13 protein-coding genes are annotated in these 16,082 nt (G+C 73.3%); 10 read left to right on the top strand and 3 right to left on the bottom strand.

Annotated features, from left to right (window positions below):
• Window positions 1–23 precede the first annotated feature (23 nt).
• From ACF1A1_RS20185 to ACF1A1_RS20165, 5 genes are all read left to right on the top strand, one after another.
• On the top strand, window positions 24–917 hold the full coding sequence (locus tag ACF1A1_RS20185; protein WP_392001498.1) for an FAD binding domain-containing protein: 894 nt from the start codon (window positions 24–26) through the stop codon (window positions 915–917).
• Entirely contained in the window at window positions 914–2,623 is a 1,710-nt protein-coding gene (locus ACF1A1_RS20180; RefSeq protein ID WP_392001497.1) for a (2Fe-2S)-binding protein, read from the top strand. The genes ACF1A1_RS20185 and ACF1A1_RS20180 overlap by 4 nt, the downstream gene beginning before the upstream one ends.
• The gene (locus tag ACF1A1_RS20175) at window positions 2,620–4,929 is read left to right on the top strand and encodes a xanthine dehydrogenase family protein molybdopterin-binding subunit (RefSeq protein ID WP_392001495.1); all 2,310 of its coding nucleotides are present in this window, start codon (window positions 2,620–2,622) and stop codon (window positions 4,927–4,929) included. Before ACF1A1_RS20180 ends, ACF1A1_RS20175 begins: the two co-directional genes overlap by 4 nt.
• Entirely contained in the window at window positions 4,926–5,063 is a 138-nt protein-coding gene (locus ACF1A1_RS20170) for a hypothetical protein (RefSeq protein WP_392001493.1), read from the top strand. The genes ACF1A1_RS20175 and ACF1A1_RS20170 overlap by 4 nt, the downstream gene beginning before the upstream one ends.
• A 293-nt stretch (window positions 5,064–5,356) precedes the next feature.
• On the top strand, window positions 5,357–6,535 hold the full coding sequence (locus ACF1A1_RS20165) for an SUKH-4 family immunity protein (RefSeq protein ID WP_392001492.1): 1,179 nt from the start codon (window positions 5,357–5,359) through the stop codon (window positions 6,533–6,535).
• 334 nt (window positions 6,536–6,869) lie between these two features.
• On the opposite strand, the gene ACF1A1_RS20160 is transcribed toward ACF1A1_RS20165, so the two are convergent.
• The 3 genes from ACF1A1_RS20160 to ACF1A1_RS20150 are packed head-to-tail and all read right to left on the bottom strand — an operon-like array spanning window position 6,870 to window position 9,316.
• Window positions 6,870–7,661 (bottom strand): ABC transporter permease, encoded by a 792-nt coding sequence (locus ACF1A1_RS20160; protein ID WP_392001490.1) that lies wholly within the window; start codon window positions 7,659–7,661, stop codon window positions 6,870–6,872.
• A complete protein-coding gene (locus tag ACF1A1_RS20155) occupies window positions 7,658–8,629 on the bottom strand; it encodes an ATP-binding cassette domain-containing protein (RefSeq protein WP_392001488.1) in 972 nt (323 codons plus the stop codon). Before ACF1A1_RS20155 ends, ACF1A1_RS20160 begins: the two co-directional genes overlap by 4 nt.
• A 15-nt stretch (window positions 8,630–8,644) precedes the next feature.
• Complete coding sequence (locus ACF1A1_RS20150) at window positions 8,645–9,316, bottom strand: DUF4097 family beta strand repeat-containing protein (RefSeq protein ID WP_392001486.1); 672 nt, start codon at window positions 9,314–9,316, stop codon at window positions 8,645–8,647.
• Between the two features lie 221 nt (window positions 9,317–9,537).
• Between ACF1A1_RS20150 and ACF1A1_RS20145 the strand changes: the two genes are divergently transcribed.
• From ACF1A1_RS20145 to ACF1A1_RS20125, 5 genes are all read left to right on the top strand, one after another.
• Entirely contained in the window at window positions 9,538–10,290 is a 753-nt protein-coding gene (locus ACF1A1_RS20145; RefSeq protein WP_392001485.1) for a helix-turn-helix domain-containing protein, read from the top strand.
• 116 nt (window positions 10,291–10,406) lie between these two features.
• Window positions 10,407–11,867 (top strand): MFS transporter, encoded by a 1,461-nt coding sequence (locus ACF1A1_RS20140; protein ID WP_392001483.1) that lies wholly within the window; start codon window positions 10,407–10,409, stop codon window positions 11,865–11,867.
• Between the two features lie 142 nt (window positions 11,868–12,009).
• Window positions 12,010–13,812 carry a DEAD/DEAH box helicase gene (locus ACF1A1_RS20135; RefSeq protein WP_392001482.1) on the top strand — a complete coding sequence of 601 codons (1,803 nt, stop codon included), beginning with the start codon at window positions 12,010–12,012 and terminating at the stop codon, window positions 13,810–13,812.
• 327 nt (window positions 13,813–14,139) lie between these two features.
• Complete coding sequence (locus ACF1A1_RS20130; protein WP_392001480.1) at window positions 14,140–14,781, top strand: IclR family transcriptional regulator; 642 nt, start codon at window positions 14,140–14,142, stop codon at window positions 14,779–14,781.
• Window positions 14,782–15,168: 387 nt separating this feature from the next.
• Window positions 15,169–15,960, top strand: a complete 792-nt coding sequence (locus ACF1A1_RS20125) for a PDZ domain-containing protein (RefSeq protein ID WP_392001479.1) — start codon at window positions 15,169–15,171, stop codon at window positions 15,958–15,960.
• Window positions 15,961–16,082 lie beyond the last annotated feature (122 nt).

The raw sequence follows: 16,082 nt of genomic DNA, 5'->3' as shown, positions 1-16,082 counted from the left end.
GGCAGCGGGAAGGGGCAGCCGGTTTGACCACGCACGCACCACGGGCGGCGCAGGCCGTCACGCTGCCCACGACGCTGGACGAGGCCGTGGCGGCCCTCGCGGCCATGCCCGCCGCCGTGCCCGTGGCGGGCGGCACCGACCTGATGGCCGCCGTCAACTCCGGGCAGCTGAGGCCCGCCGCGCTGGTCGGTCTCGGCCGGATCAGCGAGATCCGCGGCTGGCAGTACCAGGACGGTCACGCCCTGCTCGGCGCCGGACTCACGCACGCGCGGATGGGCCGCCCCGACTTCGCCGCCCTCATCCCGGCGCTCGCGGCAGCCGCGCGCGCCGCGGGACCCCCGCACATCCGCAACGCGGGCACCCTGGGCGGCAACATCGCCTCGGCGTCCCCCACGGGTGACGCGCTGCCCGTCCTGGCCGCCCTGGAGGCGACGCTGATCATCGCGGGCCCGGGCGGAGCCCGCCGGGAGATCCCGGTGTCGCACCTGCTGGCCGGCATGGACATGCTGCGTGGCGGCGAACTCATCGGGTACGTGCGCGTGCCACTGCTGCACGCCCCTCAGGTCTTCCTGAAGGCGACCGGCCGCACCGGCCCCGGGCGGGCCGTGGCCTCCGTCTCCCTCGTCCTCGACCCCGCCCGGCGCGGAGTCAGGTGCGCCGTCGGCGCCATAGCGCCGATGCCGCTGCGGCCCCTGGAGGCCGAGCAGTGGGTCGCCCGGCTCATCGACTGGGACAACAACCGCGCGATCGTCCCCGAGGCCCTCAACGCCTTCGGCGAGTACGTCGCCGCGGCCTGCATCCCCGACCCGGTCCCCGCCGAGGACGGCTCCGTGCAACCGCTTCCGCCCGCCGTACTGCACCTGCGGCGCACCGTCGCCGCGCTGGCCCGACGAGCACTGGGGAGGGCGCTGACGTGACCGACGACCAGCAGGAACAGGGCACGCCGCAGGGCGGCGGCCGTTGGGACCCGCTGCCGCAGGGCGACTACGACGACGGCGCCACCGCCTTCGTGAAGCTGCCCGAGGGAGGCATCGACGCCCTCCTGGCCGGGCGCGGCGACAGCCCGCTCGCGGCCCCCGGGCACGGGTACGTGCCGCCACCGATAACGGTGGACCACGAGGGGACCGACCCCGCCGCGACCGGCTCGGGCGCGTGGGCGGCCCCGGCCGGCGGCACCGAGTGGCCCGCCCCGGCGGACGGTCAGTCGGCCGGTGACGACCGGTTCACGTACCACCCGGGCGCGACCGGACAGTGGACGTTCGACGACACCGCGGCGGCCCACGCCCCGGCCCCCGGGCACGACGTGACCGGGCAGTGGTCGATCCCCGTCGCCGGTGGTGATCTCCCGGACGAATCGGGCGAGTTCACCACGTCGTCCCTGGTCGAACAGTGGGGCGGCACTCCTCCGGCGACCCTGCCGGGCGGCGCGCCCGCGCCCTGGGCGACCGGACCCGCGCACCCGTCCGACGGCGCGTGGGGACAGCAGCCGGACCCGGCCGGCGCCGGCGCCGCTCCCGGTGCCGGCGAGGCCGAGCGGGCGCCCGGCGCCACGCCGGACGCGCCCGCCTTCGGGCACGCCCCCGCCGACCGGCCGTACGAGCCCCTCCCGCCCGCCGCCGAAGCCGCCGAGGCTCCCGGCGCCGGCGCGGGAGCCGAGGCCGTCCACGAGGCCGTGGAAGCCGCGCAGGAGGCCACGGAGGCCGCCCACGAAGCCGCACTGGCCCTCCACGAGGCCGCGAACGCGGTGGACGCCGTGCACGCCCCGGAGACCCCGCGCCACGGTGCCGACGAGCCGCCGGCCGATGCGCCCGCCGGGACCGACGCGGCCCCGGACGCCCACGCGTCCGGCGCGCAGCCCGCCGCCCCGCGGGCCGAAGCGGCGGCCGACGACGTCACGGCGGCCTCCACGCGCGTGGACGGCACGGAACCCGCGGACGGCGAGAGCGCGGACGCCGGCGCCGAGGCCGAAGCCGCCCCGCCCCACCACGAGGAACACCCCCTCGCCTCCTACGTCCTGCGCGTCAACGGCTCCGACCGCCCGGTCACCGACGCGTGGATCGGCGAGTCGCTGCTCTACGTCCTGCGGGAGCGGCTCGGGCTCGCGGGCGCCAAGGACGGCTGCTCACAGGGCGAGTGCGGGGCCTGCAACGTGCAGGTGGACGGGCGGCTCGTCGCCTCCTGCCTGGTGCCCGCCGTCACCACGGCCGGCAGCGAGATCCGTACCGTCGAGGGCCTGGCCGTCGACGGACAGCCCTCGGACGTGCAGCGGGCGCTCGCCCGGTGCGGGGCCGTGCAGTGCGGCTTCTGCGTGCCCGGCATGGCGATGACCGTGCACGACCTCCTGGAGGGCAACCCGGCGCCCACCGAGTTGGAGGCCCGCCAGGCACTGTGCGGCAACCTGTGCCGCTGCTCCGGCTACCGGGGCGTCCTCCAGGCCGTCAGGGACGTCGTCGCCGAACGCGAGGCGCACGCGACGGGGGACCCCGACACGGACGGCGACGAGGCCCGCATCCCCCACCAGGCGGGTCCGGGTGCCGGTGGCGTCCACGTGTCGGCGTTCGAGAACCCCAACCAGCCGCACCCCCATGACCCGGCGTACGGCCAGGACGGAGGCCAGGCGTGAGCAACGAAGCAGCCACCGCGACGACCCCCGCGGAGGCCGCCCCGGCCCCCGAGCCGATCCCGCACGGCCTCGGCGCGTCCCTGCCGCCCGCCGACGCCCGTGCCAAGACCGAGGGCACCTTCCCGTACGCGGCCGACCTGTGGGCCGAGGGCCTGCTGTGGGCGGCCGTGCTGCGCTCCCCGCACGCGCACGCGCGCATCGTCTCCATCGACACCTCCCACGCGCGCGAGATGCCCGGCGTACGGGCCGTCGTCACCCACGAGGACGTGCCCGGCAGCCCGCTGCACGGACGCGGCAAGGCCGACCGCCCGGTGTTCGCCTCCGACGTCGTACGCCACCACGGCGAACCCATCGCGGCCGTCGCCGCCGACCACCCCGACACCGCGCGGATGGCCGCCGCGGCCGTCATCGTCGAGTACGAGGTGCTCGACCCGGTGACCGACCCCGAGCAGGCCTTCGAGGCCGAGCCCTTGCACCCCGACGGCAACCTGATCCGGCACATCCCGCTGCGGCACGGCGACCCGGAGGCGGCCGGCGAGGTCGTCGTCGAGGGCCTGTACCGCATCGGCCGCGCGGACCCGGCCCCGATCGGCGCCGAGGCCGGTCTCGCGGTGCCCCGCCCCGACGGCGGCGTCGAGCTCTACCTGGCCTCCACCGACCCGCACGCCGACCGCGACACCGCCGCCGCCTGCTACGGCCTGGCACCCGATCGGGTGAAGATCGTCGTCACCGGGGTGCCCGGCGCCACCGCCGACCGCGAGGACCAGAGCTTCCAGCTCCCGCTCGGCCTGCTGGCGCTCAGGACCGGCTGTCCCGTGAAGCTCACGGCGACCCGCGAGGAGTCCTTCCTCGGCCACGCCCACCGCCATCCCACGCTGCTCAGATACCGCCACCACGCGGACGCCGAGGGCAGGCTGGTCAAGGTCGAGGCACAGATCCTGCTGGACGCGGGCGCGTACGCCGACACCTCCGCCGAGGCCCTGGCCGCCGCCGTCTCCTTCGCCTGCGGCCCCTACGTCGTCCCGAACGCCTTCATCGAGGGCTGGGCGGTGCGCACCAACAACCCGCCGTCCGGGCACGTACGCGGCGAAGGGGCCATGCAGGTCTGCGCCGCCTACGAGGCGCAGATGGACAAGCTGGCGAAGAAACTGGGCGTCGACCCGGCCGAGCTGCGCCTGCGCAACGCCATGGCCACCGGTGACGTGCTCCCCACCGGCCAGACGGTGACCTGCCCGGCGCCGGTCGCCGAGCTGCTCCAGGCCGTCCAGGAGTTCCCGCTGCCGCCCCTGCCCAAGGACGGCCCGGAGGAGGACTGGCTGCTGCCCGGCGGCCCCGAGGGCGCGGGCGAACCGGGCGCGGTGCGCCGGGGCGTGGGCTACGGCCTGGGCATGGTGCACATGCTCGGCGCGGAGGGCGCGGACGAGGTCTCCACGGCCACGGTGAAGGTCCAGGACGGCGTCGCCACCGTGCTGTGCGCGGCGGTGGAGACCGGCCAGGGCTTCACGACGCTGGCCCGGCAGATCGTCCAGGAGACGCTCGGCGTCGACGAGGTGCACGTGGCGCCCGTGGACACCGACCAGCCGCCGGCCGGCGCGGGCTGCCGCGGCCGCCACACCTGGGTCTCGGGCGGCGCGGTGGAACGTGCGGCCAAGATGGTCCGCACCCAGCTCCTGCAGCCCCTGGCCCACAAGTTCGGCATGTCCACCGAACTGCTCCAGATCACCGACGGCAAGATCACCTCGTACGACGGTGTCCTGTCGACCACGGTCACCGAAGAACTGGTCGGCAAGGAACTGTGGGCGACGGCCCAGTGCCGCCCGCATCCCACCGAGCCGCTGGACGGCGCGGGCCAGGGCGACGCCTTCGTCGGCCTCGCCTTCTGCGCGATCCGCGCGGTCGTGGACGTCGACATCGAACTGGGCTCGGTACGGGTCGTGGAGCTGGCGGTCGCCCAGGACGTGGGCCGGATCCTCAACCCGGCGCAGCTCACCGCCCGGATCGAGGCGGGCGTCACCCAGGGCGTCGGCATCGCCCTCACCGAGAACCTCCGCACCCCGCGCGGCCTGATCCGCCACCCCGACCTCACGGGGTACGCGCTCCCGACGGCCCTGGACGCGCCCGACATCCGGATCGTCAAGCTGGTCGAGGAGCGGGACGTGGTCGCCCCCTTCGGCGCGAAGGCGGTCAGCGCGGTCCCGGTCGTGACCTCCCCGGCGGCCATCGCCTCCGCCGTACGCGCCGCGACAGGCCGCCCGGTGAACCGGCTGCCGATAAGGCCGCAGGCGGCGGTGGTGACGGCACAGTGAGCGGGCCGCAGCCGGGGCCGGGGGAGCCTCAGCGCTACGAACCCCCGCCCAGCGCGGGAAAGTTGCTGTTCTGGATCCTGCTGTTCGTGCTGGCGGCGGTCGTGGTCGTGCTGGGCGGCGTCTACCTGACCTGAACGGGGTCGTGCGGGGGACGGACGACCGCGGCGCGGACCGGACCGTGGCCGCCCGCGGTGCGGAACCTCGCCTTCCGTTCGTACCCCGCGCACCGGACCCGTGCCGGACGCCACGGAGCCGACGGCGGGGGAGACGGTCGGGGCGATCCCGGTGGGGAGGGAACGCGCGAGCGTGGCCCGACGTCTTCTCGTACGGGGCCGTTGTCAGTGGTGCCGCGTAGTGTTCGAGGAAGTGGAACCGCGGCGGGCACGGTCTGCCGCGGGGGACGGCACACTTCACGCACGGGGGATCGATGGGCACGACCGGTACCACCGGCGCCGCGGTGATCACCTTCACCGAGGCCGAGCTGGATCGGTACGTCACGCACGCGCCGACGCGCCGCTGGCTGACCGGCCCGGGACTGCCGGGCGTCGGCGGGCTGCTGACGTTCGACGCGCTGCGCGCGGACGGCCTGCGCACGGTGGGCGACTCGACGGGCGACCCCCAGGGCCGCCTGGCGGCGGACCTGCGCGAACAGCTGGTCATCGGCGGACTCGTCGGCCCGGCGGGCCCCGAGACCGAGTCGGTGCTGCTGGACGGCGCCACGGGCGAAATCACGACGGCGTACTTCTTCCACGCCCGCCCCGACCTGATGGACCGCCGTCCGCTCGCGCCCTCCCTGGAGACGCTCGTCAGGTTCGCGACGGCGGCGGACGAACTGGCGGCGCTGCGAGGCCAGTTCGCGGCGTACGCGGGCCGGTTCGGACCCGAGGCGGTGGCGGAGGCGACGGCGCAGCTCCTGGCGCTGTACGAGTCCGGTACGGCCGGTGAGGTGCCGCCGTTCTGGCGTCTGGCCGCGGTGATCCGCCCCCTCGCCCTGATCGCGGGCCCCGGCACCCGTTCGGGGCTGGCCCTGGACCTCCCGCCCCGCCTCCTCGACGAGGAGTTCGGCTCCCGCGCCCTCGCCCGCTTCGAGGACGTCGACTTCCCGTCCGCGCTCACCCACGAGCCGACCCGCCGCTTCCTGCGGGAGGTGGGCCTGCCGGAGGAGTGCGTCTGGTTCCACCTCGACACCGACGCGCCGCTGCCCACCCTCACCGAGCACTGGGCGGACGACCCCGACGCCCCTCTCCCGGAAGGCGCGACCCGCCTGATCCGCCTCGGCCACCTCCTGGAGGACACGAGCCTCGTCGTCGACGGCACGACGGGCGCGGTCCTCGCCTGGAGCGAGTCCGAGGCGGCCCTGCGCCCGCTCAACGCCGACATCTCGACCCTGGCGTTCACCCTCTGGCTGATCCACCGGGCGAGATCCCTGGACACCGACCACGCCCTGACCGAGGCGTACGACCAACTGGCCGCCACCATGACCCGCACCCTGACCGCCCTCGACCCGCTGTCCTGCGACCCGACTCCGTCGGTGGCCGGCGACGACGGGTGGCGGTACTGGCCGGGGGTGTTCGGCGACGAGGTGGGCGGCGGGCTGTACGGGTAGGAACACCGCACGGGTCGCCGACCGTCCCGGCACCTGTCGGCCCTTGGGCAGTGGTGCGGTCGGGGCCCCACCCGCATCGGTGATCGCGCGCCGCGACCAGTCCGGCTCACCGCTCGCACCGAGCCGGTCCGAGACCACCCTGCGCGCCGCACGCGCACCGGGGGCGATGCCGCCGTCCCTCAGCTCCCGGCCGGTCGCCGATCACCGAGTGGTCCAGCGGCCGGGACGACGTCCTCCGTGCTCACGAACGGGGCGGCGTACGCCGACGGGTGTCGGTGTACGCCGCCCTCGGGTGGGACGGGTCGCGGGAGGTGGGCCCGCGTTGTCATGGCGGTTATTTCGGGTCGTGGCCGAACTTCGAGGTCGACCAGCGGTAGCCGAGCACCGCGAGGCCCAGGCACCAGACGACGGCGAGCCACCCGTTGTGGCCGATCCCGGTGCCGAGCAGCAGGCCGCGCAGGGTCTCGATGGCGGGCGTGAACGGCTGGTACTCGGCGATCGGCTGGAACCAGCCCGGCATCGCGTGGAGGGGGACGAAGGCGCTGGAGAGGAGCGGCAGCAGGATCAGGGGCATCGCGTTGTTGCTGGCGGCCTCGGCGTTCGGGCTGCTCAGGCCCATGCCGACCGCGATCCAGGTGAGCGCCATGGCGAACAGCACGAGCAGTCCGAACGCGGCGAGCCACTCCAGGACGGTGGCATCGGCGGACCGGAAGCCGATGGCCACGGCGACGACGCCGACGAGGACCACGCTCATGATCGACTGCAACACGCTGCCGACAACGTGTCCGACGAGCACCGAACCGCGGTGGATCGCCATCGTTCTGAAGCGGGCGATGATGCCCTCGGTCATGTCGTTGGAGACGGAGACCGCGGTGCCGACCACGGTGCTGCCGATGGTCATCAGCAGGAGGCCCGGGACGATGTAGGCGATGTACTCGGAGCGGTCCGGAGCGCCGCCGCCGATGCCCGCGCTCATGGTGTCGCCGAAGACGTAGACGAAGAGCAGCAACAGCATGATCGGGGTGAGCAGCAGGTTCAGGGTGAGGGACGGGTAGCGGCGCGCGTGCAGGAGGTTGCGGCGCAGCATCGTGGAGGAGTCGCGTACGGCGAGGGAGAGGGAGCTCATCGGACAGCCTCCTTGGGCTGGTTGGGCTGCGCGGGCACGTCGGCGCCGCCGGTCAGGGCGAAGAAGACGTCGTCGAGGTCGGGGGTGTGCACGGTCAGCTCGTCGGCCTCGATGCCGGCCGAGTCCAGCCGGTCGAGGACGGAGCGCAGCTCGCGCTGGCTGCCGTCGCTGGGGATCTGCAGCGCGAGGGATTCGTCGTCGCGTGTCACCTCGCGCAGGGCGGAGGCGGCGTTCTGGTACGCGGCCGGGTCGGTGAAGCGGAGCCGCACGTGTCCGCCGGGGACGAGCCGCTTCAGCTCCTCGGCGGTGCCCTGGGCGGCGATCTTGCCGTCGTTGAGCACGGCGATGCGGTCGGCGAGTTCGTCGGCCTCCTCCAGGTACTGGGTGGTGAGGAAGACGGTGACGCCGCCCGTGACCAGCTCGCGGATGATCTGCCACATGGTGTGGCGGGAGCGTGGGTCGAGGCCGGTGGTCGGTTCGTCGAGGAAGATGATCCGCGGGTCTCCGACGAGGGTCATGGCGATGTCGAGGCGGCGCTTCATGCCGCCGGAGTAGGTGGAGGCGGGCTTCTTCGCGGCCTCGGTGAGGTGGAAGCGCTCCAGTAACTCGGCGGCGACCCGCCGTCCCTCCCGCTTGGAGAGGTGGTGCAGGTCCGCCATGAGCAGCATGTTCTCCTCGCCGGTGATCAGCCCGTCGACGGCGGAGAACTGCCCGGTGACGCCGATCGCGGCACGCACGGCCTGCGGGGCGGCGGCGAGGTCGTGGCCGCCGACGTGGATCGCACCGGAGGAGGGGTCGGGGGAGACGAGGGTGGAGAGGATCTTGACGGCGGTGGTCTTGCCGGCGCCGTTCGGACCGAGCAGGGAGAAGATCGTCCCTTCCGGGACGGCCAGGTCGACCCCGTCGAGGACGGTCTTGTCGCCGTAGGACTTGCGCAGCCCGTTCGCCGCGATGGCCAGGTCGGTCATGAGGGGTGCTCCTTCTTACAGGCTGCGGGCGGTGATGTCGCCGTAGGCGGTGGTCGCGTGGATGTTCAGGCCGGCGGCGGCGCCGTCGGTGTTCCCGAGCGCGTTGTGGATCCGGCCGTAGGCGGTGCCGGCGTCCAGGGAGGCGGAGACTCCGTGGGCGGCGCCGACCGAGATGCCGCCGTGTTCGGTGCGCAGCGTGACCGTGCCGCGCACGGCCTCGGTGATGTGGATGGCGCCCTTCTGGGTGCTGATCTCCGCGGGGCCGCCCAGGCGGCCGACCGAGATGTCACCGGCGAGGAGGGTGAGGCGGGCGCTCGCCGTCTCGTCGAGCTTGACCGAACCCCGCGCGCCCTCGAAGGTGACGTCGCCGAGCCGTCCGACGCCCCGGAACTCGCCGTCGGCCGCCTTCGCCTCGATGCGGGAGCCGGCGGGCAGCCGGACCGTCACCTCGAGGGATCCAAAAGCGCCGAGGATCCGGTTCTTCGCCGCCGGGGCCTCGATCCGCAGGACGCCGTCGCCGTACGCGACGTCGATCTGCTCCGCCGCCTTCACGTCGCGGCCCTTCGAGGCGTCCGCGGGCAGGACCTCGACCGTCGTGTCGACCCGGTCGGCGGCGATGAACCGGATGCGTCCCGCCGGGATGTCGAGGACGGCCGAGACCGGGGTGGGGGTGTCGAACTTCTGCATCGTGCGCTCCTTCGGGCGTTGTTTCCGATGTTGGAAACGCTACGTTGCATTTAAGAGATCGGCAACAAGCTCGTTGCTCGTCATCGCTATTAATGCTGCTCAGATGCATGAATTCGTTGCAATGGTATGGAATCTAACGCAACAACGCCTGCCCTCTTCGTTGCAATGATTTAAGAGTGAACGCTATACTGGAGACGCCACGGACCACGAAGGAGGCCGCGATGCCGGGAGGCAGACTCACCCAGCAGGAACGCCAGCAGATCGCGCTGGGACTGGCCGACGGCCTCGCCTACGCGGAGATCGCCAGACGCCTCGACCGTCCGACCTCGACGATCACACGCGAGGTCATGCGCAACGGCGGCCCCACCGCCTACCGCGCCGACCTCGCCCACCGTGCCACCGAACGCCGCGCCCACCGGCGCAGGCAGACCGCGCCCCGAGGGCCGGAGGCGCCCGGGCAGGCCCACGGACGCGACGCCGAGGCGGTGCGCGAGTACGAGGAGACGTTCACCACCGTCCTCATGCAATCGGGCATGCCCAAGATGATGTCCCGGGTGCTGGCCTGCCTCTGCACCACCGACGCGGGCAGCCTCACCGCGTCCGAACTCGTCCAGCGCCTCCGGGTCAGCCCGGCGTCCATCTCCAAATCGATCGCATTCCTCGAGAGCCAGGGCCTCGTACGCCGGGAACGCGACGAACGCCGCCGCGAGCGCTACGTCGTCGACGACGACATCTGGTACCAGTCGATGATGGCCAGCGCCCGGTCCACCGCCCAGCTCGTCGAGATCGCACGGCAGGGCGTCGGCGTCCTCGGCCCAGGCACCCCGGCCGCCGCCCGCCTCGAGAACATCGCCCGCTTCCTCGACTTCATCTCGGAGAGCATCGCCCGCGCCGCGGACCAGGCCCGCGAAGTCCTCCACACGAAACCCGCAACCACCTCGGGCGGCACTGCCGAGCCGGCCTCGCATCGCTGACGGGGCAGTGCACTCGAGGCCGTGGCGGGCGGGGTGGGACGTACGACCAAGGGACCAGGCGCAGGCCCGTCCACGGACAGGGGTCAATGTCGGTTGTGGGCCTTACTCTGGCGGGCATGGCCGTGCCCGAACCCCGCGACACCGGTGTCGCCGACGCAGACGAGAGCTCCAGTCCGTCGAGTCCGTCCCGTCCGTCCTCCGGCCAGACCGTGCTCGGGCGGTCGTACCGCGCGCTGAGCGTCGGAATCGTCTCCGTCGTCTTGTTGATCGCCTTCGAGGCGACCGCCGTGGGGACGGCGATGCCGGTGGCGGCGCGGGAGTTGGACGGTGTGTCGTTGTACGCCTTCGCCTTCTCCGGGTACTTCACGACCAGCCTGTTCGGGATGGTGCTGGCGGGGCAGTGGTCCGATCGGCGGGGGCCGCTGGGGCCGTTGACCTGTGGGATCGGCGCCTTCGCCGCTGGGCTGCTGCTGTCCGGGACCGCCGGGGTCATGTGGCTGTTCATTCTCGGGCGGGCCGTGCAGGGGTTCGGAGGCGGGCTCGTCATCGTCGCCCTGTACGTCGTCGTCGGGCGGGTCTATCCGGAGCGGCTGCGGCCGGCGATCATGGCGGCGTTCGCGGCGAGCTGGGTCGTGCCGTCGGTCGTCGGGCCGCTCGCTGCGGGGGCGGTGACCGAGCATCTGGGGTGGCGGTGGGTGTTCGTCGGCATTCCCGTGCTCGTCGTTCTGCCGCTCGCGCTCGCGCTGCCGCAGATACGGCGGCGAGCGGGTGGGCCGGTCGACGGGGCCGGGGACGGCTCCCTCGACTCGCGGCGCATCCGGCTCGCCCTCGGTATCTCCCTCGGCGCCGGCCTGCTCCAGTACGCCGCCCAGGATCTGCGGCCCCTGTCCGTGCTCCCCGCCCTCGCGGGCGGCGCGCTGCTCCTGCCCGCCGTGCGCGGACTCCTGCCGCGCGGCACCTACCGGGCGGCCCGCGGGCTGCCGTCGGTCGTGCTGCTGCGCGGTGTCGCGGCGGGGTCCTTCATCTCTGCCGAGTCCTTCGTGCCGTTGATGCTCGTCACGCAGCGCGGCCTCAGTCCGACGCTCGCCGGGTTCTCGCTGGCGGCCGGCGGCGGGACCTGGGCGCTGGCCTCGTGGGTGCAGTCCCGGCCGCGCGTGGAGCCGTACCGGGAGCGGCTGATGACCGTCGGGATGCTGCTGGTGGCCGCCGCCATCGCCGCCGCGCCGAGTGTGCTCATCGACGCCGTGCCCGCCTGGACCGTCGCCGTCGCCTGGGCGTTCGGGTGCTTCGGGATGGGACTGGTGATCTCCTCCACCAGCGTGTTGCTGCTCCAGCTCTCCGCCCCCGAGGAGGCCGGCACCAACTCCGCCGCGCTCCAGATCTCGGACGGCCTGTCCAACGTCCTCCTGCTGGCGGCGGGCGGGGCCGCCTTCGCCGCCCTCGGCGGTGGCACCGTCACCCACGCCGCCGCACAGGCCACCGGCTCGCACCCGGCCGCCTTCGCCGCCGTCTTCCTGCCGATGGCCGGCGTCGCGCTGGTCGGGGCCTGGGTGACGACACGGCTGCGACAGCCGTGAGCCAAGAGACCTCTGTGACGTGAATCCCACCCGGGGGCGACCCGGCCCGGTTCGCGCGGTGACGGGGTCGGGCCGCCGGTAGGGTGGCCCGGTTGTCATACGTAGCCGAGACCCGAGCCGCACGACCCACGAACCGGAGACCGTGACTACCACCGCCGCTTCCTCCTCCCACTCCCACCACCTGTCACCGGCCTTCCCGGGCCGCGCCCCCTGGGGCACCGCCAGCAAGCTGCGCGCCTGGCAGCAGGGGGCGATGGAGAAGTACATCCAGGAGCAGCCGCGCGACTTCCTCGCCGTCGCCACCCCCGGCGCCGGCAAGACGACCTTCGCGCTGACCCTCGCCTCCTGGCTGCTGCACCACCACGTCGTGCAGCAGGTGACCGTGGTCGCGCCGACCGAGCATCTGAAGAAGCAGTGGGCGGAGGCGGCGGCGCGGATAGGGATCCGGCTGGACCCCGAGTACAGCGCGGGGCCGCTCAGCAAGGACTACCACGGTGTCGCGGTGACGTACGCGGGCGTCGGCGTACGGCCGATGCTGCACCGCAACCGGAGCGAGCAGCGCAAGACCCTCGTGATCCTCGACGAGATCCACCACGCCGGTGACTCCAAGTCGTGGGGCGAGGCGTGTCTGGAGGCGTTCGAGCCGGCCACGCGGCGGCTGGCGCTGACCGGTACGCCGTTCCGCTCCGACACCAACCCCATCCCCTTCGTGACGTACGAGGAGGGGAACGACGGGATCCGGCGGTCCGCCGCCGACTACACCTACGGGTACGGCAACGCGCTCGCCGACCACGTCGTCCGGCCCGTCATCTTCCTCTCCTACAGCGGCAACATGCGCTGGCGGACGAAGGCCGGTGACGAGATCGCCGCCCGGCTCGGTGAGCCGATGACCAAGGACGCGATCAGCCAGGCCTGGCGTACGGCCCTCGATCCGCGCGGCGAGTGGATGCCCAGCGTGCTGCGCGCCGCCGACCAGCGGCTCACCGAGGTCAGGAAGGCCATCCCGGACGCGGGGGCGCTGGTCATCGCCTCCGACCAGGACTCGGCGCGCGCCTACGCCAAGCTGATCCGGGAGATCACGGGGACCAAGGCGACGCTCGTCCTCTCCGACGACGCCGGAGCCTCCAACCGCATCGACGAGTTCAGCAACAACACCGACCGCTGGATGGTCGCGGTGCGGATGGTGTCGGAAGGCGTCGACGTGCCCCGGCTCGCGGTCGGGGTGTACGCGACGACGATCTCGACACCCTTGTTCTTCGCCCAGGCCGTCGGGCGTTTCGTGCGGTCCCGGCGGCGGGGCGAGACCGCCTCCGTGTTCCTGCCGACCGTGCCCGACCTGCTCGGCTTCGCCAACGAGATGGAGCGCGAGCGCGACCACGTCCTGGACAAGCCCAAGAAGGGCGGGGACGAGGAGGACCCGTACGCCGAGTCCGAGAAGGAGATGGAGGAGGCGAACCGGGAGCAGGACGAGGACACCGGCGAGCAGGACATGCTGCCCTTCGAGGCGCTGGAGTCCGACGCCGTCTTCGACCGGGTCATGTACAACGGCGCCGAGTTCGGCATGCAGGCCCACCCCGGGAGCGAGGAGGAGCAGGACTACCTCGGCATCCCCGGCCTGCTGGAGCCCGAGCAGGTGCAGCTGCTGCTCCAGAAGCGGCAGGCCAAGCAGATCGCGCACAGCCGCAAGAAGCCGGACACCGAGGCCGACCTGCTGGAGCTGCCCGCCGAGCGGCGGCCGGTCGTCTCGCACAAGGAGCTGATGGAGCTGCGCCGGCAGCTCAACACGATGGTCGGCGCGTACGTCCACCAGAGCGGCAAGCCGCACGGGGTCGTCCACACCGAGCTGCGGCGGGTGTGCGGCGGGCCGCCGAGCGCGGAGGCGACGGCGGGACAGCTGCGGCAGCGGATCGCCAAGGTGCAGGAGTGGGCGACCCGGATGAAGTGACGCCCGCCGCGTGAAGGGGGCGGGGCGCGTATTCCTTGGGGCCACTGCGTGGTGCGCCGTACGTATCGTGACAAACAGAGGTAGTCCTTGCCGGCCATTGACCGGATTCTGGACGGAGCCTTCCGCTCAGCGAACCTGCTTCGCTACTGTCCCGCTACGCACACGCCCCGTGGCAGCGCCGCCGCGGAGCGCAGCCGTGAAGCGACTGGGCCCGGACACGCCGGGCCCACCTGCCGATCGGCGGCCTCTGAAGCGCGTCGCCGACGGGACTCGGTGACGCATCCGCCGCGAGGGGGCCGTCGACCTCACCACTAAGGAGTGGGCGTCGTGACCGCGGAGACCTCCCAGACGCTCGATCGAGGACTGAGGGTCCTCAAACTGCTGGCCGACACGGACCACGGCCTGACCGTCACCGAGCTTTCCCACAAACTGGGCGTGAACCGGACCGTCGTGTACCGGTTGCTCGCCACCCTGGAGCAGCACGCCCTCGTACGACGTGATCTGGGCGGACGTGCCCGGGTCGGGCTGGGGGTGCTGAGGCTGGGCCGCCAGGTGCATCCGCTGGTGCGGGAGGCTGCGCTGCCCGCGCTGCGTTCGCTGGCCGAGGACATAGGGGCGACCGCGCATCTGACGCTCGTCGACGGGTCGGAGGCGTTGGCCGTCGCGGTCGTCGAGCCGACGTGGACGGACTACCACGTGGCGTACCGGGCCGGGTTCAGGCATCCGCTGGACCGGGGGGCGGCGGGCAGGGCGATTCTCGCCGCGCGGCAGCGGTCGCTGGAGGACCCCGGCTACACGCTGACCCACGGGGAGCTGGAAGCGGGCGCGAGCGGTGCGGCCGCGCCGCTGCTGGGGGTGACGGGTGTCGAGGGCAGCGTGGGGGTGGTGATGCTGGCCGACGCGGTGCCGGAGCGGGTGGGGCAGCGCGTGGTGGACGCGGCGCGGGAGGTCGCGGAGGCGTTGAGGTGAGACGTGCGGGAGACGTGCGTGAGGTGTGCGGCGGGGTCGGTGCGGGTCGGTGAGTTGGGCGTCGCGTGACATGTGGACCGGGATCGGGATCGGTGCGGGTCCGTGAGCTGAGCGTTGCGTGAGGGGTCCGCCGGGGCCGGTGCCGGCGGGTGGGTCGCGCGGTCCGGCGTCGCGGGGTGCCGCTGCGCCCACCCGTGCCGCCCCGGCGGCACGATTGCCCGCAGTTGCGCGGGCGGGGCTGTCGGCGGGTGGGGCGTGCGGCCCGGCGTCCCGGGGTGCCGCTGCGTGCCGTCCCAGCGGCCCGGTTGCCGCGGCTGCGGGGCAGGTTGTGTGGGTGGACCACATGCCCGCGGGTCGGGGTCAGAGGGCTCGCGTTAGATTGGCTCCGTGCTCTCACGCCTCACGCGCCCCCGCGCCCTCGCTGTCTGTGCGGTTCCCCTCGTGGCACTGGTCGCCACCGCGGGGCTCGCGCCGTTGCCGTTCTCGGTGGCGTACCCGGGGACGACGGCGGATGTGCTTGGGGCCCACAAGGGCACGCCGGTGATCACGATCTCGGGTGCGCCCACGCGGGAGACCCGTGGGCAGTTGCGGATGACGACCATCGTGGCGACCGGCCCGGACGCGCACGTCTCCCTGGGTGATGTGATCGACGGCTGGTTCAGGAGCGACCAGGCGGTCATGCCGCGGGACTCGGTGTATCCCAGCGGTGAGACGACCGAGCAGATCGAGCGGCACAACACCGAGCAGATGAAGGAGTCCCAGGACGCCGCGACCGGGGCCGCGCTGACGTACCTCAAGCGCACCGACGACGGCATCAAGGTCACGCTGAAGCTCGCCGACGTCGGCGGACCCAGCGCCGGTCTGCTGTTCTCCCTGGGGATCATCGACAAGCTGGAGGGCGACGGCAGCGGCGGCGACCTCACCGGCGGCCGTACCGTCGCCGGCACGGGGACCATCGACGCCGACGGCACCGTCGGCGCGGTCGGCGGGGTCGCGCTGAAGACGCAGGCCGCCCGCCGGGACGGCGCCACCGTCTTCCTCGTGCCGAGGGACGAGTGCGCCGAGGCCAAGGCCGAGCTGCCCAAGGGCCTGCGGCTGATCCCGGTGACCACCCTCAAGGGTGCCGTCGCCTCCCTGGTCGCGCTGGAGAAGGGCACGGGGTCCGTCCCGAGCTGCTAGCCGGCCCCCGGCTCGCCACATCCCCAGACCGCGATCCGCTGACCGCGATCCGCTGACCGCGATCCCCAGAGGGCGAACGCCACACCGCGAACCTCACCCCGCGACCCCCACACCGCGAAGGG

Origin of the sequence: Streptomyces sp. NPDC014995, from assembly GCF_043080745.1 — a bacterium.
Lineage (GTDB): Bacteria > Actinomycetota > Actinomycetes > Streptomycetales > Streptomycetaceae > Streptomyces.
This window is presented reverse-complemented; position numbering and strand designations above follow the sequence as displayed.

Bases quoted from the DNA above. Each gene is read 5' to 3' on its own strand.
- ACF1A1_RS20165 (WP_392001492.1), top strand. From the start codon at position 5,357: ATGGGCACGACCGGTACCACCGGCGCCGCGGTGATCACCTTCACCGAG.
- ACF1A1_RS20155 (WP_392001488.1), bottom strand. From the start codon at position 8,629: ATGACCGACCTGGCCATCGCGGCGAACGGGCTGCGCAAGTCCTACGGC.
- ACF1A1_RS20160 (WP_392001490.1), bottom strand. From the start codon at position 7,661: ATGAGCTCCCTCTCCCTCGCCGTACGCGACTCCTCCACGATGCTGCGC.
- ACF1A1_RS20150 (WP_392001486.1), bottom strand. From the start codon at position 9,316: ATGCAGAAGTTCGACACCCCCACCCCGGTCTCGGCCGTCCTCGACATC.
- ACF1A1_RS20145 (WP_392001485.1), top strand. From the start codon at position 9,538: ATGCCGGGAGGCAGACTCACCCAGCAGGAACGCCAGCAGATCGCGCTG.
- ACF1A1_RS20140 (WP_392001483.1), top strand. From the start codon at position 10,407: ATGGCCGTGCCCGAACCCCGCGACACCGGTGTCGCCGACGCAGACGAG.